The sequence below is a fragment of the Aquibacillus albus genome (assembly GCF_016908325.1).
GTDB classification, from domain to species: domain Bacteria; phylum Bacillota; class Bacilli; order Bacillales; family Amphibacillaceae; genus Aquibacillus_A; species Aquibacillus_A albus.
Genome location: NZ_JAFBDR010000025.1, coordinates 41866 through 63914, shown reverse-complemented (window position 1 = coordinate 63914; position 22049 = coordinate 41866). Strand labels below are relative to the sequence as shown.

Genomic DNA, 22049 nt, shown 5'->3' with positions numbered 1-22049 from the left:
AACTTTTTAAAAAGCGATTTTAAGAGTTTTAGTTAAGGTCGGTCTTTTTTACTTAAAAATGGTGGTTGACTTATTTACCATTATACGCTGACACCTTAATATAGTGTTGTTTTTTTAGGTTTAGTAGATGATATTTTTACTCATCCTCTGGGAACTTCTTATCCGTTATCAATTCTATTAGAATTTCTAACTTTTCTTCAGCAACTTGCTGTGCAAGTTCATCATTATCAAAACCAGCCATCATAAATCCATAAAGACTTTTCAATTCGCCTGCCAATTCATCATACGGCAACTTCGGTTCTCCAAAGACATCCCTTTTCTTTTTATAAGGACTTTCGAGTTTCTCAATCCTTTTTTCTAGAGTTTCTACCTTCTTGTGTAAATCTATATACTCTTTTTGGGTTAAATTATGATAGACGACCTTGCCTTCCCTTGGTACAAACTCTAAATCGTATGTCTCTCTAGCAATCTCTCGAACGGTCTCGAATATTAAATCTTTGTATCTGGATTCTAACCAATCAGAAGAAAATACATTATTTGATTTGATTGTAATAACTTCACCTTCGATTTCAGCAGTTGTATCTTTTAACCACGTTTCATAACTAGGTGCAGATATCTTCTTCTTCAGTTCCGATAATACGTTTGACCATAAATCACTCATTATCATCCCCCCAATATTTTTGAATTTTCAGCTCTTATTTCTGCTCTTTCGTTCTTGCTTTTGCATCAATTATTTTTGTCTACAAGTTTTATTATTACTTTTATTATATACGGAAAAAGGTGCCACTCACCACAGTTTACAACTGTCTTTTGATGATGCCTGGTGTATGAAATAATAGAATTTACAATTGTGGTCCCTGACCCTGATTAGGATAACCTCTTATGTCACAGTGACGACCCGAAATTTGTCGGTGATTGTTCTGGAAGCAAAAATATAGATCGCACAAAAGGACACGGGTGGGATTGAACCGTGTCCCTTTTTTTATCCCGTGTTTACCAGTCCATTTAATCACTTTATAAAACTATCTACCTTAACAATATCACTTGGAAAACATAAACAGTACCTGATACCCTAAAGCTTATGTCAAATTGACGGCCCGAATAAAGACCACGGCCAACCTGTCGGGTAAATACAGTCAAAGACTCGATTGGGCGAAAAAACAACAATGAGTCAACGGCTGGGATATCGATTCCCTTATTGAATAAATCTACCCTAAAGATGACATCAATTTCGCTTCGTTCCAGTTGTTGAGTTGCCTCATTTCTTGTTGTTTTAATTTCTCATGCAACAGTAATGTATCAAGGAGCAAACCTTTGTCTGTTTGCTCCGTTGTTTATTTGCGACTATGAAGATAACTACATGTACTTTCCTGTTTTTAAACATCACATTTTTATAAAAAATATACTTAAAACTTTGCTTAATAAGCATCCATTTTAATATCATCACTTACTATCACATCTGGTTCAACCGTTTCCCTAATTTCTTTTATTGTAAATCCCTTAGCAACTTCAACTAATTTCAAACCTTTTTCTGTAACATCTATTACAGCGCGATCGGTAATAATCCGACTAACTACCTGAAGACCTGTAAGAGGCAGAGTACATTTTTTTAATATTTTGGGTTGACCCTTTTTCGAAACGTGCTCCATAATAATGACAATCTTTTTAGCACCGTGAACGATATCCATTGCCCCGCCCATTCCTTTTATCATTTTTCCTGGGATCATCCAATTGGCTAAATCGCCTTTCTCGGAAACTTCCATTCCCCCTAGAATAGCAAGATCTAGATGACCGCCTCGAATCATTGAAAATGATTCGCTATTATCAAAGAAAGATGCTCCGAGGGTAGTTGTAACCGTTTCCTTACCAGCATTAATTAAATCCGGATCAACTTCTTCTTTTTTTGGATAGGGGCCAATTCCTAGTAAACCGTTTTCAGACTGGAGTACTATTTGTTTATTCTCGGTAATAAAATTTGCAACTAGTGTCGGCATACCAATACCTAGATTAACATAGTAACCATCCTTTATTTCTTGCTCAGCCCGTTTGGCTATCCGCTCTCGATTTTTCCTTTTCGTGTCAATCACAGTTCATTCTCCCCTCTTCTGATTAGTTTCTAAAATTAATTAGATATTGTAAGCCGCTCTATCCGCTTTTCTTGAACGCCCATAATCAACCGGTCGACATAGATACCTGGAGTATGAATAGACTGTGGATCAAGTTGACCAGGTGCAACAATGTACTCAGATTCAGCTATAGTTACTTCCCCCGCTTTAGCCATAATAGGGTTAAAATTCATTGCTGTTTTGTTATATATTAGATTTCCCATTGTATCTGCTTTATAGGCACGTACTAAAGAAAAATCAGCTGTTAAAGCCGGTTCCAGGAGGTACTCTTTGCCATTAAAATTTCGAATTTCTTTTCCCTCTGCTATTGGAGTTCCGACACCAGCAGGAGTATAAAAAGCAGGAATCCCCGCTCCTCCAGCACGGATTTTTTCTGAAAGGGTTCCTTGGGGTGTTAATTCTACTTCAATTTCTCCAGAAAGTACTTGCCTTTCAAATTCTTTATTTTCTCCAACATAAGAGGCGATAATCTTTTTGATTTGTTTATTTCTCAATAGTATCCCTAAACCCCAATCATCCACTCCACAATTATTTGATATAACCGTTAAATCTTTTACACCTTTTTCACCTAATGCAATGATTAAATTTTCTGGTATTCCAACCAGGCCAAAACCACCTACCATAATCGTTGCGCCATCATAAATATCCTTCACTGCATCCATATATGAATCTAATACCGGTTTCAATGGATTCCACCCTTTCCTTTAGAAATCTATTAAAAATTACTATTTCTAACGATAGTTGCAATTCCTTGACCACCACCAATACATAAGGAGGCTAGGCCCAACTGTGCTTTTCTCCGCTTTATCTCATAAAGCAATGTAACCATAATTCGAGCACCACTTGCACCAATTGGATGTCCAAAAGCAATTGCCCCACCATTTACATTCATTTTTTCCCTGTTTAACTGGAAACTTTTTATAAAAGCGAGAGCCTGAGACGCAAATGCCTCATTTACTTCTAATAAATCTATCTCATCGATGGTTAATCCCATTTTGTCTAATGCCTTTTCAGTCGCTGGAACAGGCCCCAATCCCATTACCGATGGGTCGACTCCAGCCGAAGCGTTAGCTTCTATTATGGCCAAAGGTTCTATTCCTAGTTGTTTTGCTTTTTTTGAACTCATTACTACAACTGCAGCAGCACCATCATTTATACCTGATGCATTACCTGCTGTAACTAAACCGCTTTCTTTAAAAGCTGGTCTTAATTTCGATAACTTTTCTAAGGTTATTCCAGACCTTGGGTGCTCATCTCGATCAAATAAAAATGTGTCTTTCTTATGTTTTATTTTTATGGGAATAATCTCATCCTTCAATAAGCCTTCTCTTTGTGCTGCTTCAGCTTTTTCCTGGCTGCTTAATGCAAATTCATCTAATTCATGTCTAGTAAAATTAAATTTTTCACATAGATTTTCCGCTGTGTTTCCCATATGCATATCTGTTATCCCACACCATAACCCATCAGAAATCATACTATCTTTCAAACTTTTATTGCCTATCCCCTGCATATTTCTACTAACCAGATATGGTGCCTGACTCATATTTTCCATTCCGCCAGCAATTACCAAATCACTTTCTCCAGTAAGGATAGCCTGAAATGCAAGGTGAATTGCCTTTAGTCCGGATCCGCAAACATCATTAACAGTAAATGCAGGAACATGATTAGCTAATCCAGCTTGGATCGATGCTTGCCGTGCCGGATTTTGTCCTAGTCCTGACTGAAGAACGTTCCCCATAATTACTTGATCTACTTCGTCTTCCTCAATATTAGCTCGCTTTATAACTTCCTTAATCACTGTTGAACCCAAATCAACTGATGATAGATCCTTTAACGAACCATTAAAGCTTCCTATTGGGGTACGAGCTGCACTTGCAATAACTACTTCAATATTACTCATCATTTTCACACCTTTTATTTTAATTGGATATGGGAAGATCAACATACGATACTGTGTTTCCAACATGGATATTCTGGGTTGCTACTCTCGTTTCAGCCTGTTCTGCCCAGGATCCTTCAAAGTTAGAGTGAAGGTGATAAGCGGGAAAATTGGATGAAGAAATATCAAGTCTAATTCTAGATCCTTTTTTTACACACCATGTTATAGCCCATAACTCGATCTCAATCTCAACTACTTCATTAGGCGAATATGCCTTCTTGCTTATTGCTTGATTTCGATATGACAGGCTTGTAATACCATCAGCTATATTATAGGATTCTCCGCTCTCAAATAACTCGTCAATACGAACGGTAAATGCAGTATCTTCTACATCTGTACTAACTGCAAGATGCACCTTAATATTGCCGCTGATCATCATATCTTCTTGCATAATATTAGAAATAAATGTAACAACATCATCTCTTAATCCTGGTTTTTCCTGTAACACGCTACCTGGTTGTGGTGCTTTAAAATCTGGATTCATCCATGCAAGCAACGCAGAACCACCGTTAGTTGGTAACGGGTTTTCAGGGTCATATCGGTAAGAAATGATTTGTCCTTTATTTAATGGGTGTTGAGATAGAATTCCTCCGTTGTAGGCGCAATCTTCTGATTTTTGCAAATAAAATCGAAATTTCTCAGTCTCAGGTGGCCATTGTTTCCAAGTATGCCACTTATTATCTCTAATGACATAAGTATTAACAGTACCAACAGACTCACGGACATCAACACCTTTTAATTGATATTCAAACCAATTTAAAATTCCCTTTATGGTAGATGTACCTAAAATATTATTATTTGGGTACTCTAAATCACCAATCGGGGCAAGGGAATGTGCCCATGGTCCAACAACAAATTTACTTTTTTCTTTTGTCTCATTCGGAAGGTTTCGGTATATTTGATCCATTCCATCTAAATGATGATCATGCCAACCACCTATTAGAAAAACTGGGCGATTAATTTGACTCGGGATATTCTTCATCTCAGCCCATATTCCGTCACTCCAGGGAGCACTTACTCGACTAACATTGGTTAACCAATCACGATACCAGTTCATTTTCTCCCCAAACAATTCTAAATCCATATTAATATGTGGGCGAGTATTTATAGCCTGCTGGTATATATCTCCTTGACCACTTATATCAAATCCTGAGTTTTGTATTCCCCATGCCGTATAGATATCATGCCGAAACATTCCATTCATATAAACGGAACGGTGACGATCAGAACCAAATTGTGATAATACTAGTGTTTTCACTTCTAGTGGTAACTGGTTAGCAATAATTAGATGTACAAATGCACCATAGGAATGACCATATAGTCCTATCTTTCCATTAACGAATTCCTGTGACCTAAGCCATTCCAGCATATCTATTCCATCATTTCTTTCATGCAAATAAGGTTCCCAATCTCCTTCCGAGTCAGAAGTACCTCTACAATTTTGCAATACACCCGCATATCCATTACTGGAAAACAATTCCAAAATTCCACCGAAAAAATAATTCATGTGTGGATACGGGTTACGCATAAGAATAGTCGGCCATGGTCCTTCTCCTTCTGGCAAGTAAACATGTGTTGCTAACTTTATCCCATCACGCATTTGGACCATATAATCGATTTTTTTATTAAATCCATAAGGAGGTGATGGCAACTCCCGACGGATTATTTCAAGAGTTTCCTTTTGTCTTTTCTGCAATTCGTCCATTCCCATTGCCAGCCCTTTCCTTATCAAACTCTATTTCCATTTCTAATAATGCAAAACCAAGACTTTTACCATGCATATCAAGAGAAAGAGATCTTGTAACCCCTCCTCCTAAAGCTCGCTTCATTACAAAATTTAAAGCTCCGAGGCTAGGAATCTCAAAACGTTGAACTTCTCCAAAAACGATCTCCGTGAACCAATCTCTCACTTTTTCCGTCGTCACCTGTTGCTTTATCATCTCATAATCTTCCATGTCATAGACGATAAGTGATATGTTTGATATGTCTCCTTTATCGCCAGTCCTTGAATGAGCAACCTCTCTTAACTTCATTTTCACACCTCTTCATAATGCACCTCTATATCAATATCTTTACTTGGTACTAAAATAGAAACAATGCCAATACACTTTTTAGTACGTACTCTTACTCCGCCTCCACCAGCAGGGCCATTTGTCATCAAAGATTCAACTTCATTCACTACATGATAAGCATCTTCTTGGATTACAAGTCTTCCAGCGACTCTAAGTCTTACATCTTTAAAATCATCAAAGTTATTATTGATTGCGTTTGCAATTTGATCTTTATATAAGGAATTAATCCCAATATAATCTATTTTTAATTCTTGTAAGAACACTTCAGACTGTTCCAATCTTTTTTGAATAATTTCTCCAGCAAGTTTTGCTCTTTCATAGGCACCAGATCCACCATAGCTGATCTCCCCTTCTACATGGTATCCATCCTTGTACCCAACGCTTGTTTTAAAGTAATTATTCTTTTCTTTTCCAGTTGCCCCAGTAATTTTAACCTTATTAATCTCTAGTTCTTCTAAAGTAACTTGAGAAAAATCTGCGATGACATCTGGTGTATAATAATTTGCTGGATCATGAATTTCATATAAAATCTGTTCACTAACCGTAGCTTTGTTAACAATTCCACCAGATTCTTCAAGCTTGGTAATTACTATTTCACCATTTTCATAGATTTCTCCTATTGGAAAGCCTACCTTCCATAGATCCGGAACGTCCTTATAGCCTGGATCAGCAAAATAACCACCAGTTACTTGAGATCCACATTCCAGTAAGTGTCCAGCTAATGTCCCTTTACCAAGTAAATCATAATTATCTGTCTCCCACCCAAATTCATAAACTAGTGGACCGAGAACAAGTGATGGGTCTGATACACGGCCCGTAATGACGATATCAGCATTGTTATCTAAAGCTTGAACAATACCGCTAATTCCGATATATGCATTCGCTGAAACAATAGAGTTATGGAGCGAACTTAACATTTCACCGTTTTCAATCATTTTCAAATTTTCATAGTTAGAAATCTTATCAAAAATATCATCTCCAAGAACAGCTGCTATTTTTAAGTTTGTTATTCCAAGTTCTATTGCGATTTTTTTAACCACTTTTGCAGCTGCTAATGGATTTGCAGCCCCCATATTAGTTATTAATTTAATATCTCTTTTTTGACGTATTGGTAATATCTTTCTCATTCTATATTCAAGTAATTCATTGTAGCCTTTTTCCGGGTTCATTATTTTCTGTTCTTGAGCTAATGCAATTGTCCTCTCTGCAAGACATTCAAAGATGATATAGTCTACATTGCCTTTATCCATTATATCCAGGGCTGGTTCTATACGATCTCCACCATATCCTGCACCAGAACCTATTCGTACTTTTTTCACAATATGATCCTCCTCAAGGTTCAGGTATGTTATAAATTAACCATTACATTTCGATTTAGGCTTATTTCAATTTTCTTATTTGTTGTTAAACAGTTTAATACTTATACTTTTATGCAGGCTACTTCGTGATTGGTTTCAATACTTTTAAGTGCTGGTTCCACATCCAAACATTCAGCCGAAGCTAAAGGACACCGATTTGAAAATGGACAACCTTTTGGCCTGCTTAACAAACTTGGTACTTCTCCCTCGATAATAATTCTGTCACGCTCTTCTTCTACTAAAGGATCAGGGATTGGAACAGCATTTAATAAAGCTTTTGTATAGGGATGTTGTGGATTTTCATATAGTGTTCTCCAATCTCCTATCTCAACTATTTTCCCTAGATACATTACTGCAATTCGATCACTTATATGTCTAACTGCTGCCAAATCATGTGCAATAAATAGGAAAGTTAAACCTAGTTTGGCTTGTAACTCCTTCATTAAGTTTATAATTTGAGCCTGTATGGAAACATCCAAAGCGGAAATCGCTTCATCACAAACAATAATTGACGGATCGCTGGCAAGTGCACGTGCTATGCCTATTCTTTGCCTTTGACCGCCACTAAATTCGTGGGGGACTCTATCCTTTACTGTTGGATCTAACCCAACCAAACTTAATAGTTCACTGATTCGTTTTTGATATTCCTTCTGTGTTTTTACTAACTTGTGGTTTTTTAAAGGTTCTCCAACGATACTCTCCACGGTTTTACGCGGGTCTAAAGAACTATATGGATCTTGAAAAATCATGGACATATTTTTGCGCAAAAAGCGTAAATCCTTTTTGGACATGTTCGCAATATCCTGTCCTTTAAACGATATTTCTCCATCTATAGTTTCATATAGTCGTAATATGCTCCTTGCAACAGTAGTTTTCCCACACCCACTTTCTCCAACTAAACCTAATGTCTCTCCCTTTTTAATTTTAAAACTGACATCATCAACCGCTTTCACATCGCCGATTTTTCTTTTCATCAGCCCCTTTTTAACTGGAAAATAGATTTTTAAATTCTTAACCTCCAAAATGGTATCCTTTTCCTCGGTTAACTCAGTTTTATATAAAGATTCTTCCTCCTGCTCCTGAATACTGGATTTTTTCTTTAATTTTTCTTCAAACAAATTTTTATTTATATTCTCATAACATGCATATAAATGTTTTTGCCCTTCATCTACAGGTTTAAGTTGCGGGGAAGGACTACTTAAACAATGGTCTGTATAATGATTACATCTTGGCTGAAAAGCACATTGGTCTTGTTTATTACTAAGGTCCGGCATCATTCCATCGATTGGAACAAGCTTTGAGTCTTTTGAAGAATCCAGTCTGGGTACAGCTTTTAATAAGCCTAATGTATATGGGTGTTTGGGGTTATTAAATATTTCTTTAGTAGGACCAGATTCTACAATTTCACCAGCATACATGACATAAACTCTGTCTGCATAGCGTGCCACAATACCAAGATTATGAGTAACCATAACAAGTGAAGTATGGGTACGTTTTACCACGTCTTTCATCAACTCTAAAATTTGTGCTTGAGTTGTTACATCCAAAGCAGTAGTTGCTTCGTCTGCAATTAATAGTTTTGGATCACAAGACAATGTCATAGCTATCATGATTCTTTGTCGCATTCCCCCACTAAACTGATGAGGATAGTAGTCAACTCTATGCTCGGCATCTGGAATCCCTACTGTTTTCAAGAGTTCAATAGCTCTATTTTTGGCTTCTCTCTTTTTCAAATTCAAATGCTGCATAATCGCTTCACTAATTTGATTTCCAACAGTCATTACTGGATTTAGTGATGTCATGGGTTCCTGAAAAATAACACCAATTTTTCCACCACGAATTTCTCTCATTTTTTCACTTCGGGGTCCAAAATCTAGTAGATTCTCTCCTTCATATATTATTTCACCCCCTGCAATTTTACCTGGAGGAGATGGAATTAATTGTAGTCCTGAATATTGTGTAACTGACTTACCACTACCACTTTCACCAACAAAGGCGACAACTTCTCCTTCATCAACGTAATAGGAAACCCCATCTACAGCTTTGACGGTAGTCCCATCTATTCCAAACTGTGTTTTTAAATTTTTTACTTCTAATAAATGCTCCAAGTTTGGATAGCCTCCTTTAACCATGAAAATAATAAACTTATTATTCTATTTAGATTCTCCCTCTTAACCGAGGATCTAGTGCATCTCTTAACGCATCACCGACTATATTAAATGACAAAACAACAATAATGATTGCTATACCCGGAGCAATTGAGAGTACAGGTTGTGACATTAAATATTTGTAACCTTCATTTACCATAGCTCCCCAAGCTGCTCCAGGGGGGTTGATTCCCATCCCCAAGAAACTGAGTGCAGCCTCTGCAAGAATTGCAATCCCTAAATTCATCGTGACCAGAACAATTATTGGTGACAAACTATTAGGTAGTACATGTACAAACATATTTTTAAAATTGCTAGTACCGCTTATCGTTCCAGCTAAAACATAATCACTTTCTTTTACTGACAAAACTTGACCTCTAGTTAGCCTGGCATAAGAAGGTACAAGTGCAATCCCCAGAGAAATCATCACACTGTCTAGTCCCCCACCTAAAGCTGAACCAATAAATAAAGCGAGTATAATCATTGGTATAGCCATCATTGCATCCATAAACCGCATAATTATTGAATCTATAAATCCACCAAAATAACCAGCTATCAATCCTAAAATCATACCTATTCCACCTGCTATAATAACTGAGACAATTCCAACTGCTATGGACACTCTTGATCCATATATTATTCTGCTCAACACATCACGTCCAAGCATATCTGTCCCTAAAAGATGTTCCATTGATGGCTTTTGAAGAGATTTGGTCAAATCTTGATAGTAAGGATCATACGGTGCAACTAAGGGAGCGAATATCGCAACAAAAACTAAACTCAATAAAACAAACAAACTAAAAACTACTACTTTTCTTGCCAAAAATACTTTCAAAAAACGCTTTACACTACTTCTTTTTGGTGGAACCGCTGCTGCAGGTGAAGTATATACTTTTTTATCAATTACCTTAGCAGTACCTGTCTCCATGCTAATCACTCCTCAAATCATTTGTACCGAATTCTAGGATCGATGAAACCGTAAGCAATATCAACCGCTAAGTTACAAAGTGCTACAACAGTAGCAATAATAAGGACACAACTTTGAACAATTAGAAAATCCTTTTGAAGCATAGACTGAACAAGCAATGTTCCCATTCCAGGTATATTAAATACTTGTTCAACCAATACTGAGCCTCCGACAAGGTTCCCTAGTTGTATCCCGAGTAAAGTTATAACAGGAATTAAAGCATTCCTTAAAGCATGTTTTATAATTATTACCTTCTCTTTTAATCCTTTTGACCTACCTGTTCTAATATAATCTTGCTGAATTACCTCAAGCATTGCAGATCTTGTTTGTCTTGTAATCATCGCTAAGGGAACGGTTGAAAGTAATAAAACTGGCATTATAAGTTGTTTAATACCCTTTGATAAATCTACTGTTAACCAAGTAAATCCTTGAACGGGTAACCACCCCAATTGAAGACTAAATAAATATATACCAAGAATACCAAGCCAGAATATAGGAGTTGCCATACCAAGATTTGCAGTAATTGTAATTAAGGAGTCAATAAACCCACCCCGTTTAACAGCAGCAATTACACCTGCCGTCATTCCTGTCACAACGGAAATGATATATGCCAATCCTCCTACAAAAACCGTAATGGGTAGTCGTGTAGCTATTAACTCACCAATATCTTGGCGAAAGATAATAGATTCTCCAAAGTCACCTTGGAGAACATTACTTACCCAACTAAAATACTGAACTAGTACAGGCTTATCTAGACCAAATTGCGCTGTATAAAGTGCAATTTGCTCTTTTGTTGCACTTGGTCCCAGTAATACTAGAATAGGATTTCCAGGAACCATATGCATTACCGTAAATACCATTATGGTTACAAGAAATAAAACAACTATGGTTTGTAAAAGCCTTTGAATAATAAATGAAGTCATTTGCACAATCTCCTTTTTAGAACCTTTTATAACTATAAAGGGGGAAACCCCCTTTATAGTTATTGCCTATTCTTCTATCCAAGCATTCTCTGGTGTCCAACTACTTAAGTTTGTCTTATGGAAACCATCGTCATGAACATTAGGATTCTTAGCAAAGACTGCTGATGGGATAAACATTGGAAGTCCAATTGCATACTCATCAAAGACTGATTTTTGAATTTCATATGATATTCTTTGTTTTTCATCTCGATCTTTTGCTAATTTAGCTTCATTTAATAGGTTTAATACTTTTTCAGGATGAATCATTCCTCCTGCATAGAACACTGCATCTCTATTTAAATGCCTACCCATGTATAATGGTAAATCCCCCTGTGCTGTATGCCACCAGTAAATTAATCCATCCCAAGTAGATCCATAGAATTCTTGAATTTTAGCTGAATCTGTTGTAACAACTTCTACATCAATTCCTACCTGTGCCAAATAATTTTGAATTGCTGCAGAAGTATTTGCGTGTTTAGGTTCACTGTAAAATTTAGTAGAAAATCCATTGGGATATCCTGCCTCTTTTAACAGTTCCTTTGCCTTTTCCGGGTTGTATGGATATCCCTTTACATCAGGATTATACGCAAATGATCCAGGTACCCCCCACTGATTTGTGGCTACCGCGTAACCTTGGTTAATCGTTTTGTTTAATGCTTCAACATCTATAGCATACCCTAGTGCCTTTCTTACTTTTACATTAGAGAATGGAGAGTCCGGATCTGAACTATTACCAATTAGCCCTTGGCCTACTGATCCAATACCGTTATCATGTAAAACTAAATTAAAGTTTCCTGAAGCATCCAATTCTTTTATTAAGTTTGAATCATCAATATCCATTCCATCGATTTCTCCTGCCCTAAGCGATGAAACCGCTGTCATTTCATCCATCATTTGACTCATAACAATTTTATCAAGATATGGTTTTCCTTCTTCCCAATAATCCTCATTTCTTACATATGATATAGACACGCTTCGCTCCCAATTATCAAAAACAAATGGCCCTGTTCCAACTGGATTACCGATTGCCCACTCTTTCCCATTTTCTTCATAAGCTGTAGGTGAAATCATTTGAACAAAAAATGATATTGAGTCCAAGGCGCTACTATTCCATTCCTTTAGATTTAATTTCAGTGTATGATCATCTAATACTTCCATGGAATCAATACTTGCTGTTTCAGGACGTTGTACCTCTATATATTTTTCAATATTCCATTTTGCAGTTTCTGCATTGAAGTCGGTACCGTCGTGAAACTGTACTCCTTCTCTTAATTCATATGTTATTGTCATTGCTTCTGCATCTGTTTCCCAACTAGTAGCGAGTAAAGGACTTAACTTACCTTCTTTATCATATCTGGCTAAAGATTGTAAAACTGGATCAACAAAAAGTCTTGGAACAGACGATGTTTGTTCTGCTGGAAAACCTAAATTAGTCATTCCAGAGGCAATATTGATGTTTAATGTACCACCATATTTATCGGATGAGGTGCTTTCTGATGAATTTGATGAATTGGATGAATTATTAGACGAATCATCTGAAATATTTTCTGTAGAGTTATCTGAATCTGTTGTATTTTCTGTGGAGGAATTAGAACTACAGCCTGCTAAGATAATAAAAAATCCTAAAAAACTTAAAAGAAAAGTTGAAAATAATACTTTTTTGTACTTAAACATTACTGCACTCCCTTTATTTATTAATAATTTCTAAATTCCACTGACCCTGTTTATTCTCTTATCTTAAAAGAATAGCAACCCAAAGATTTCATAAGGTGGACTTCTACCAAACATAATCAAGACAGGACATATTTTAATTAATGTATTAAAAATGTAGATTTGACTCCCCCCTCCCTATTAATAATTATCCGATAAGAAATCGGTTTCAAAAATACTTACAGGCTCAATTCATTCCGTATAATTGAATGACATTCCTATTAAAAAACAAAAATCATTCCACTATGATGAATACCATTCCATATTTGGAACAAAAAATATATGGTCGTAATGACCATTAGAAAATTGAAATTAACTATAGATTAATATAATCCCAAACTTATTTCAAGAGAAAACCAAAAATAATTAGAAAATTCTCTATATTTAATTAATTACATCACGATTACTATGATACAATGTTAGAAATATATATCTATGTTTAATGATATAATATGAGTTACGAGGATTTTTATTACACTTTATCAAGGACTGATTGTTGTATGAATGTTATTGAAAAAACACTGACCGTGTTGAAGGCGTTTACAGAAATTCAGCCCTTATGGGGCGTTAACGAATTATCAAGGAATTTAAATCTCCCTGCTAGTACATTACATCGTATATTAAAGATCTTAAGAGAAGATGGCATACTTGAAGTAACTGATACCGGAAAATATAAATTAGGTCCGGAGATGTTTCGTCTTTCATCGATTGTATATTCACAAATAGATATTAAAAACTTGGCAAAACCTCATTTGGAGCTGTTGTCCACAGATGTAGATGAATCAGTATATTTAGCTCAATATTTTCCACAACATAAAAGATTATCTTTTATTTACGGAAGTCAAAGTAAGCATGCACTTCAATACGTTCTAGAACTTGGAATATTGCAGCCAATTCATATTGCAGCAAGTGGGAAAGCAATTTTAGCTTTTTTAGATAACAGTGAGATTGAATCAGTTTTCGATCATGAAGGACTCACCGAAGATCAACGCATTGAAACGCTTAAAGAATTGACGGAGATAAAGGAGCAAGGTTATGCAATGACTAGAAGTGAACGATTAAAAAGTGCTCTTGGTTTTGGTGCACCTATTTTTGACGCCACTCAAAAAGTTGTGGGTAGTATTATTTGCGCCATCCCAATTCATCATTATGAAGAAAAAAACAAAGATTTAATCGTTGAAAAGATTATAGAGTCAGCAAAAAATATTTCCCATACTTTAGGTTATAACCCAGTAAAATAATGTTTTTTCGATTAATTATAGAGTTTATTTTTTAAAAAGGGGTCTGGCACTTCATTCGGTCAATTATCTATTTATGGTTCGAGTAGGAGGAAGCCTCTCTAACATATATAGGTTAGATTGTGCTTCACTCCCTTCTAAGAACCATGCGAGCGGTTTAATGATTCATGTCGTTAAATTCCCTTCGCCATGATGATTTCCTCCCTCTATTAATTTATCGAACTTACTAGAGATGAGGTGTGAGTTGTATCACCGTTTATGTCACAGTGACAGCCCGAAATTTGTTTTTTTACTAATTCGAATTTAAAGTGACAACTAATTTAGTATTAAAAACAAAGTTAATTTACATTCTTCTACTAGTTTGTAATCCTTAAGTTCATATGCGAATAGTAGATGAAAGATAGTAGTTTCAATCGCTTTAAACTGGGCTATCCTTTTTGTTTCTTGATGGACATTCCCGTATAGTTTAAAAAATGTAGTTCTGGCTTCTTTAGGAAGGAAGCTATAAACAACGGATAAATCTATAGCGGGATGACCAATATGACTGTCTCCCCAATCTATAACACTTGTGATTTTCCCAGATTTATTTACAAGTAAATTTCGGAAATGCAAATCGCCATGGACCAGTGTTTTAGGGATACTATCGGTTGGATTATCTATATTTAAAAAAATTTCTTCTAACTGACTTGCTATCTTCCCCTGTATGAAACCGAATTGCTTTGCTTTTTCAATTTGGGATTCAAGCATTTGCTTTCTTTTCTCAATATTCATTCGATCCATTTGATCATAAGGAACAAGCTTCTCTGCGTCTTGAATAGGAAAACAATGTAGTGTTCTTAAAAATTGAGCCAACACTTCAACTGATAGGAAACGTTGGTTTGGTGTAAGGCTAGTAGGATTATTACCTTTTAAGATTTTATATCCACCAAATGACCATGGATAATCTCCATTTGTCTTACCAAAATAACGTGGTAATGGGATAGTTACTGGCACCAATTCGGAAACAATAGGAAGTAGCCTATTCTCTATTTCAATTAACTTAGATGCTTTTTTTCTTACAGGAAATCGAAAGACATATTGATTATTTACTAGAAAAGTAGCATTATCAAATCCCTTACCCATTACATTGATGTTAATAGGTTTAAGCTCTGGGAACTGTTTTTCAATGATCTGAGCCGCACTTTCTTCGGTAATTACGATCTCAGGAGACCATGGATGCTGCATCATTTCTCACCTCTTCTTAAGCACGGGAGGGAATAAAAGCTATTACTCTCTGGGCTAGTTTGATGTAAGGTTTAGTTTAACCCGCAATCCTAAATCGTAGCAAATGATTGATACAGAAGGTGGAGCAAGGCTCTTACGTTACAGATACGACCCGAAATTTGTCGATGAGGGGTTGGATAAAGCAGCAAAATTAATTTGCAGTGTCTGAAGAATTCTTATTTCGCATAATGTTCACCGACGACGTGGTCACGTCTTCTTCTAACATTTCTTCATTATTTTTGCCACTTGCCTTATTTCATGTTTAAAGCTACTTGCACGAATAAATTTCATTAAAAATTATAAAAACAAACATCGTCATTAATTAAATGGAGTAGTCAACCGACTAAAAATTAAAAGCCCAAATCACATGATCTAGGCTTTTATAATTATTCTACTGAGTCGCTATGGGAAGGCTACATTATTAAGTTTTACTTGAAATATCAATCCATACTGCGAATATGAGGATGAGGCCTTTAACAATAAACTGCCAGAATGTTTGAATGTTCATCATACTCATACCATTATCGATACTTGCCATAATCAATGCACCAATAATGGCACCTACAATGCTTCCTTTTCCACCCATTAAGCTAGTCCCGCCAATTACACAAGCCGCAATTGCATCTAATTCATACATTTCACCAGCACTTACGGTTGCGGCATTTAATCTGCTTGTTAGAAGAACACCGGCACCGCCTGCTAATGCACCCATTAATACAAAGACAGACAACGTATTTTTCTTAATATTGATACCAGATAACGCAGCTGCTTCTTGATTTCCACCAATAGCATATACATATCGACCAAATGATGTTTTCATGGAAATAAAGATAAATAATCCACCAAGAACCAATACAATAACCATTGGTAATGGGAAGCCGTAATAAAGGTTTAACATAAAGGAAACTACAAAAATAGCAACAGAATAAGCTGTGACTTTACCATAATCAATAAATGCGGATGCGGTCTGTAAACCAATTTGATTTCTTTTGCTGCGTTTTTTCCAGGTCGAGAAAAACAATAGAAAAATCCCTATAATTGCGATAATATAACCTACGCTGTACGGTAAGAAACTGTTGGCAATAATCTTAAAGCTGTCTTGTAAAGGTGCGACTGTTTTCCCCTGACTTACACCAATTAAGATGCCTCGGAAAATAAGCATTCCACCTAAAGTAACAATGAATGCAGGAACTGCCCGATAGGCCACCCACCAACCTTGCCAAAATCCTAACAAAGCACCGACTAAAATGGCAGCTAATACAACCCAGAAAGTATCCCATCCAAACCACACTTGTAAGATAGCTGCGATTCCGCCAGTTAAACCAGCTAATGACCCGACAGAAAGATCAATATGACCAGCAACAATTACTAATGTCATACCAATAGCCAAAACAGAAATTACGGACATTTGCGTAAATAGATTGGATAGGTTACGTGGAGATAAAAATTCTCCTTTTGTAAGAATACCAAATATAAGGGCTATTAAGACTAATGCAATAATCAATGTATAGGATTGAACATTAAAGTTAAAATTTAACTTCGGTCTATTTGAATTTTGTGTTTGAGTTTCAAATGATGTTTGACTCATTTTTATCCCTCCCTGCGGTTGCATACTTCATAATTTTTTCTTGTGTTGCCTCTTCTCTCGTTAGTTCACCCGTTATAGTCCCCTCTGACATAACAATCACTCGATCGGACACTCCTAGTACCTCAGGTAACTCAGAAGAAATCATCACAATCCCGACTCCTTGCTGAGACAATTCATTGATTATTTTATAAATCTCGTATTTGGCACCGACGTCAATTCCTCTTGTCGGCTCATCCAAGATTAATACTTTCGGATTGGTGAACAACCATTTGCTTAACACAACTTTTTGTTGGTTGCCGCCACTTAATTGGCTGACTTTTGCCTCTAAGCTGTGAGCTTTTAAATTCATCCTACTTGTCAATTCTCCCGCATTTTTCATTTCTATTTCCGTATCGATCAAGCCTTTGGGCATTACTTTTTGTAGTGCAGCGAGTGTGGAGTTTTTTGTAATTTCCATTCCCAACACTAGTCCATAACGCTTACGATCTTCAGAAACATAAGCCAATCCTGCCTGAATTGCTTCAGAGGGCTTTTTAATATCAACCGTTTTCCCATCGATAATGACTTCCCCAGATTTCTTGCCAGGATATCCCCCAAACAGACTAATAAATAATTCCGTTCTTCCTGCCCCCATCAATCCGGAGACACCTAGTATTTCCCCTTTACTCAGGGAGAAAGAGACCTCCTTCGCAACTGTTTCATTTATTCCGCCATGATGAAACGAATAATTCTTAACCTCTAAAATCGGGTCACCAATATCATGCTTCTCGTACGGGAACAACTCCGTTAACGTTCTTCCTACCATTTTCGTCACAATTTTATCCTCTGTTAATTCTTCAATTGAATCTGTGCTGACGGTTTGCCCATCTCTTAGAATCGTAACTGAATCTGCTAATGTTATAACCTCACCGAGTTTATGCGAAATATAAATACAGGTTACCCCTTTTGCACGTAAGTCTTTAAGCAATGAAATGAGAATTTCCACATCGCTTTCTGTTAAGGCGGCAGTAGGCTCATCTAGTATTAATATTTCTGCTTTTTTCGTTAATGCTTTTATAATCTCAATTAACTGTTGTTTCCCTACGGTTAATTCTCCTAGCTTCGTTTGTGGATCAATAGACAAGCCGATTTGATCCAGCCAGTACTGAGCTTGGGCGTATAATTCATTCCAATCAATGATTTTTTTACGCATTAAGTCACTACTTAAAAAAATATTTTCGGCAACTGTCATTTCCGGAACTAATGCTAATTCCTGATAAATGATTGCTACACCAGCATCTTGAGACTCTTTAATATCTTTAAAATGAACCTCTTTTCCATTTATCACAATTCGTCCACTATAGGTTCCAGAAGGATATACCCCGCTTAACACTTTCATAAGGGTAGATTTACCCGCGCCATTTTCTCCGCATAAAGCATGGATTTCTCCTTTACGGACTGAAAATGTCACGTCATCTAATGCCTTTACACCTGGGAACTCTTTCGTTATACCTTCCATTTGAAGTGCATAGGTCTTCATGGTTTTTAATCCCCCTACAGTTGAAATTCAAAAATGGGGGGACAAGCCCCCCGTATTATTTATTTAACAAGTCATAGTTGATGCTATTATTCTGGTTTTTCAGGACGTTCATCTTCTGGAATATTTTTGTAAACATCTTCATAAGAATGGAATCCATCTGTAATGACAGTATCCACTAAGTTACTTTTATCAACTTTGATTGGATCAAGCTTGATGAATGGAACATCTTCCAACCCATTGTTAACGGTACTAGAAGCATCCACTTCTTCTCCGTTTGCTAACTGTACAGCTACTTCCGCATTCTTTCTAGCAATATCTTTAATAGGTTTATAGACTGTCATCGATTGGGTGCCTTCTGCAATTCGTTGAACAGCAGCTATGTCTGCATCTTGACCAGAAACTGCAACTTCACCAGCAAGATTTTGTGCAGCTAATGCTTGAATGGCGCCACCAGCAGTAGAATCATTGGATGCCACGATTGCATCAATGTTGTTATCGTTTGCTGTCAATGCGTTTTCAATAATACTCAAAGCGTTTTCTGCAGACCAACCATCAGCCCATTGGTCACCAACAACTTCAATATCACCACTGTCGATAAGTGGTTGTAACACATTCATTTGTCCATCCCTAAACATATGTGCATTGTTGTCGGTTGGAGCTCCACCTAAAAGGAAGTACTTACCTGCTGGCACTTTTTCTACTAAATATTCTGCTTGCATTTCACCAACGCGTTCATTATCAAAAGAAACGTATGCATCAATGTCTGCATTGTTGATTAAACGGTCATAAGCAACAACAGGAACATCTTCTCGATTTGCCTGTTCAACGACTGGAGTTAATGCGTCAGAGTTGTTTGCAATAATAACAAGCACATCAATACCTTGAGAAAGCATATTTTCAATTTGCGATAATTGCTTTTCATCTTCCCCATCTGCAGATTGAACTAACACCTCAGCACCTAATTCTTCCGCCTTATCTACAAAGAAGTCGCGGTCATGCTGCCAGCGCTCTAATGTTAAGTCTGATACAGACAGACCGATTTTAATTCCATCATCACTGTTATCGCTATCATTTGAGCCATTGTTTGCTGCCTGGCCACATGCAGCCATAAATATAAGTGATACAACAAATAAAATTGATAAAATTCCTTTTACACGATTCATTGATATAAATCTCCCTTCGTTTTTAATGTTAAAAAATAAATATAGCGCTTACACAGATTATGGTAAAACTTAATAAGCTAATAAGAAATGGAAAATATTTTATAATCCTTTAATATTTTTATAATTTTCAAAAAAACGTAAACGCAACCAAAGGAAGACAACTACTTTGTTTCCAATACTAGTTACTTGTAAAAAAATTAGGATGATCCTCGGTGAAGTGTTTTCAATAAATAGTTAGAAGTACTGAAGCAGAGACTTTAGCTGTACACATAGCACATTTTAGAATTTCTTTTCAAAAAAAATATTCCATCGAATCTACACGTTTGCTGTAGACGGTGGAATAGTTAGTCGTACAAAATGATTAATTTAAGTATTCACGGTATTGCGTCGGTTTCATACCAATAACCTTTTTAAATACAGAGCTGAAGTAATAAGCATCCCTATATCCAATCTTAGCTGCAATTTCATTAATTCGCAAGTCCGTATTTTTTAACAACTCTTTAGCTTTTTGAATGCGAATATTCGTTAAATAATCGCTAAAGTTTTGCGATACAAACTCACGGAATAATACACTTAAATAGCTAGGGCTGATATTTAATTTATGAGACAAGCTTGTTAGGGTAATATTATCACCATAGTTTTCATCCATATAAGTTTTTATTTCTGCAACCAGCTTTTCTGTACGATTGCTGCGTTTCGATGCAATAAATTCATGAACTTCTGTGTAAAAAGCGTATAATCGACCTTCTAAGTCTTTATAAGTTAGATTTGCATCTTTTTGCAAATACACCGAAAGACCATCTTCACCAAAAATATCTTTCACGTTGTATCCCAGCTCATTTACCGTCTTGCATGACATCAGAATGAAATTGTTGATAACAGTCGATACGGCATCAAAATCGATGCCTGAAGCCTTAAGCTCTGCCAAGAGATCTGCAATGTCTTGCTTTACCTCATCAAAGGCCCCTACTTTTATGTTATTATAAATCTTGTGATCGACAATTCTTTGTAATTGTTTGCTATATTGTGTTTGGTCAAAACTGATGTCACGAAAAGAATATAACACACACGGCCCGTGAATTCGACTTAGCGTAGCTGCCGAGCTCGCTTCTCTGTACGACACGCACAAATCAAACAGATGAGTATAGATGTTTCCAATACCAACCGTCAGCGAGTATCCCTTTTCCTTTAATGCTGTACCAATTATTTCCTCTAAAACAGGCGTAATTATCTTCGGATTTTCAAATGAAATCAACACAATCTGATCAATTTTATAATTAAGTATATATCCTTTTTCAATTCGATCGTTACTGTCGTCTTCTCCCCATTCGGATTGAATCATCTTACAAATCCATTCATAGATGGATAGATTATAAATATACTTTTCTTCTTCCTCCTTGCCCCTTATTACCTCCTGCATTTCATCGATGTTTATCACGGCAACGAAAAAGGAACGTCCCTTTAGATGATCCATTTCGACGTATTCTAGATCATTAGCTAGATTTCCCACAAACGAGTTGGTTAACAGGTTTTCTATTAGCCTCTCTCTTAAGGACTGTTTATTTTGTCTCAATTGCCTTCTCATTTTTTCAACATCTTCTTGCTCGCCTAGATCACGAATCAACTCTTCCTTTACTTCATTTACAAGCTTTAAAAGATTTTTAGACTGAAAAGGTTTTAAAATGTAGTGACTAACATTTAAGGTAATCGACTTCCGTGCATAGTCAAAATCTGCATGGCCCGAAATAATAATTACTTTTATATTAGGATAACATTCTTTGACATATTTTGTTAATTCTATACCATCCATGAAAGGCATTTTAATGTCTGTGATCAGAATATCGATTTTGTTCGATTCCATGATGTTTAATGCCTCTGAACCATTTTCCGCTTCAAACACTTGTTGAAATCCGTTGCTATACCAATCAATATTGTTTAATACTTTATGACGAATCATGTCCTCATCTTCAACAACAAGTATATTAAACATAAAATCC

18 protein-coding genes are annotated in these 22049 nt (G+C 36.3%); 1 reads left to right on the top strand and 17 read right to left on the bottom strand.

Annotated features, from left to right (window positions below; all coding sequences use genetic code 11):
• Positions 1–136 precede the first annotated feature (136 nt).
• The 12 genes from JOC48_RS17530 to JOC48_RS17480 all read right to left on the bottom strand — a co-directional run bounded on the left by JOC48_RS17530 (position 137) and on the right by JOC48_RS17480 (position 13245).
• A complete protein-coding gene (locus JOC48_RS17530; RefSeq protein WP_204501716.1) occupies positions 137–661 on the bottom strand; it encodes a DnaA N-terminal domain-containing protein in 525 nt (174 codons plus the stop codon).
• A gap of 365 nt (positions 662–1026) precedes the next feature.
• Positions 1027–1278, bottom strand: a complete 252-nt coding sequence (locus JOC48_RS21705) for a helicase-related protein (protein WP_420829228.1) — start codon at positions 1276–1278, stop codon at positions 1027–1029.
• Positions 1279–1418: 140 nt separating this feature from the next.
• Positions 1419–2087: a 3-oxoacid CoA-transferase subunit B gene (locus JOC48_RS17525; RefSeq protein WP_204501715.1), complete on the bottom strand. Its 669-nt coding sequence runs from the start codon at positions 2085–2087 to the stop codon at positions 1419–1421.
• A gap of 35 nt (positions 2088–2122) precedes the next feature.
• Complete coding sequence (locus tag JOC48_RS17520; RefSeq protein ID WP_420829227.1) at positions 2123–2788, bottom strand: CoA transferase subunit A; 666 nt, start codon at positions 2786–2788, stop codon at positions 2123–2125.
• Positions 2789–2841: 53 nt separating this feature from the next.
• Positions 2842–4026 carry an acetyl-CoA C-acetyltransferase gene (locus JOC48_RS17515; RefSeq protein ID WP_204501713.1) on the bottom strand — a complete coding sequence of 395 codons (1185 nt, stop codon included), beginning with the start codon at positions 4024–4026 and terminating at the stop codon, positions 2842–2844.
• A gap of 19 nt (positions 4027–4045) precedes the next feature.
• On the bottom strand, positions 4046–5761 hold the full coding sequence (locus JOC48_RS17510; RefSeq protein ID WP_204501712.1) for a CocE/NonD family hydrolase: 1716 nt from the start codon (positions 5759–5761) through the stop codon (positions 4046–4048).
• The gene (locus JOC48_RS17505; protein ID WP_239584457.1) at positions 5733–6098 is read right to left on the bottom strand and encodes an AtuA-related protein; all 366 of its coding nucleotides are present in this window, start codon (positions 6096–6098) and stop codon (positions 5733–5735) included. The genes JOC48_RS17510 and JOC48_RS17505 overlap by 29 nt, the downstream gene beginning before the upstream one ends.
• A gap of 2 nt (positions 6099–6100) precedes the next feature.
• The gene (locus JOC48_RS17500; RefSeq protein ID WP_204501711.1) at positions 6101–7456 is read right to left on the bottom strand and encodes an acyclic terpene utilization AtuA family protein; all 1356 of its coding nucleotides are present in this window, start codon (positions 7454–7456) and stop codon (positions 6101–6103) included.
• 101 nt (positions 7457–7557) lie between these two features.
• A complete protein-coding gene (locus JOC48_RS21600; RefSeq protein ID WP_275580772.1) occupies positions 7558–9603 on the bottom strand; it encodes an ABC transporter ATP-binding protein in 2046 nt (681 codons plus the stop codon).
• 49 nt (positions 9604–9652) lie between these two features.
• Positions 9653–10570, bottom strand: a complete 918-nt coding sequence (locus tag JOC48_RS17490) for an ABC transporter permease (RefSeq protein ID WP_204501709.1) — start codon at positions 10568–10570, stop codon at positions 9653–9655.
• A gap of 17 nt (positions 10571–10587) precedes the next feature.
• The gene (locus JOC48_RS17485; RefSeq protein ID WP_204501708.1) at positions 10588–11532 is read right to left on the bottom strand and encodes an ABC transporter permease; all 945 of its coding nucleotides are present in this window, start codon (positions 11530–11532) and stop codon (positions 10588–10590) included.
• A gap of 66 nt (positions 11533–11598) precedes the next feature.
• Positions 11599–13245 carry an ABC transporter substrate-binding protein gene (locus JOC48_RS17480; protein ID WP_204501707.1) on the bottom strand — a complete coding sequence of 549 codons (1647 nt, stop codon included), beginning with the start codon at positions 13243–13245 and terminating at the stop codon, positions 11599–11601.
• A 536-nt stretch (positions 13246–13781) separates the two neighbouring features.
• On the opposite strand from JOC48_RS17480, the gene JOC48_RS17475 reads away from it, so the two are divergent.
• The gene (locus JOC48_RS17475; RefSeq protein ID WP_204501706.1) at positions 13782–14522 is read left to right on the top strand and encodes an IclR family transcriptional regulator; all 741 of its coding nucleotides are present in this window, start codon (positions 13782–13784) and stop codon (positions 14520–14522) included.
• A gap of 312 nt (positions 14523–14834) precedes the next feature.
• Here JOC48_RS17475 and JOC48_RS17470 read toward each other — a convergent pair whose 3' ends face one another.
• The 5 genes from JOC48_RS17470 to JOC48_RS17450 form a co-directional block, all read right to left on the bottom strand.
• A complete protein-coding gene (locus tag JOC48_RS17470; protein ID WP_204501705.1) occupies positions 14835–15746 on the bottom strand; it encodes a phosphotransferase in 912 nt (303 codons plus the stop codon).
• 457 nt (positions 15747–16203) lie between these two features.
• Positions 16204–17370, bottom strand: coding sequence for a sugar ABC transporter permease (locus tag JOC48_RS17465; RefSeq protein WP_204501704.1), 1167 nt, complete (start codon positions 17368–17370; stop codon positions 16204–16206).
• Positions 17351–18889 (bottom strand): xylose ABC transporter ATP-binding protein, encoded by a 1539-nt coding sequence (locus JOC48_RS17460; protein WP_204501703.1) that lies wholly within the window; start codon positions 18887–18889, stop codon positions 17351–17353. Before JOC48_RS17460 ends, JOC48_RS17465 begins: the two co-directional genes overlap by 20 nt.
• Before the next feature lie 86 nt (positions 18890–18975).
• A complete protein-coding gene (xylF, locus tag JOC48_RS17455) occupies positions 18976–20052 on the bottom strand; it encodes a D-xylose ABC transporter substrate-binding protein (RefSeq protein WP_204501702.1) in 1077 nt (358 codons plus the stop codon).
• A gap of 361 nt (positions 20053–20413) precedes the next feature.
• Positions 20414–22042 (bottom strand): response regulator, encoded by a 1629-nt coding sequence (locus JOC48_RS17450; RefSeq protein ID WP_204501701.1) that lies wholly within the window; start codon positions 22040–22042, stop codon positions 20414–20416.
• Positions 22043–22049: the final 7 nt, after the last annotated feature.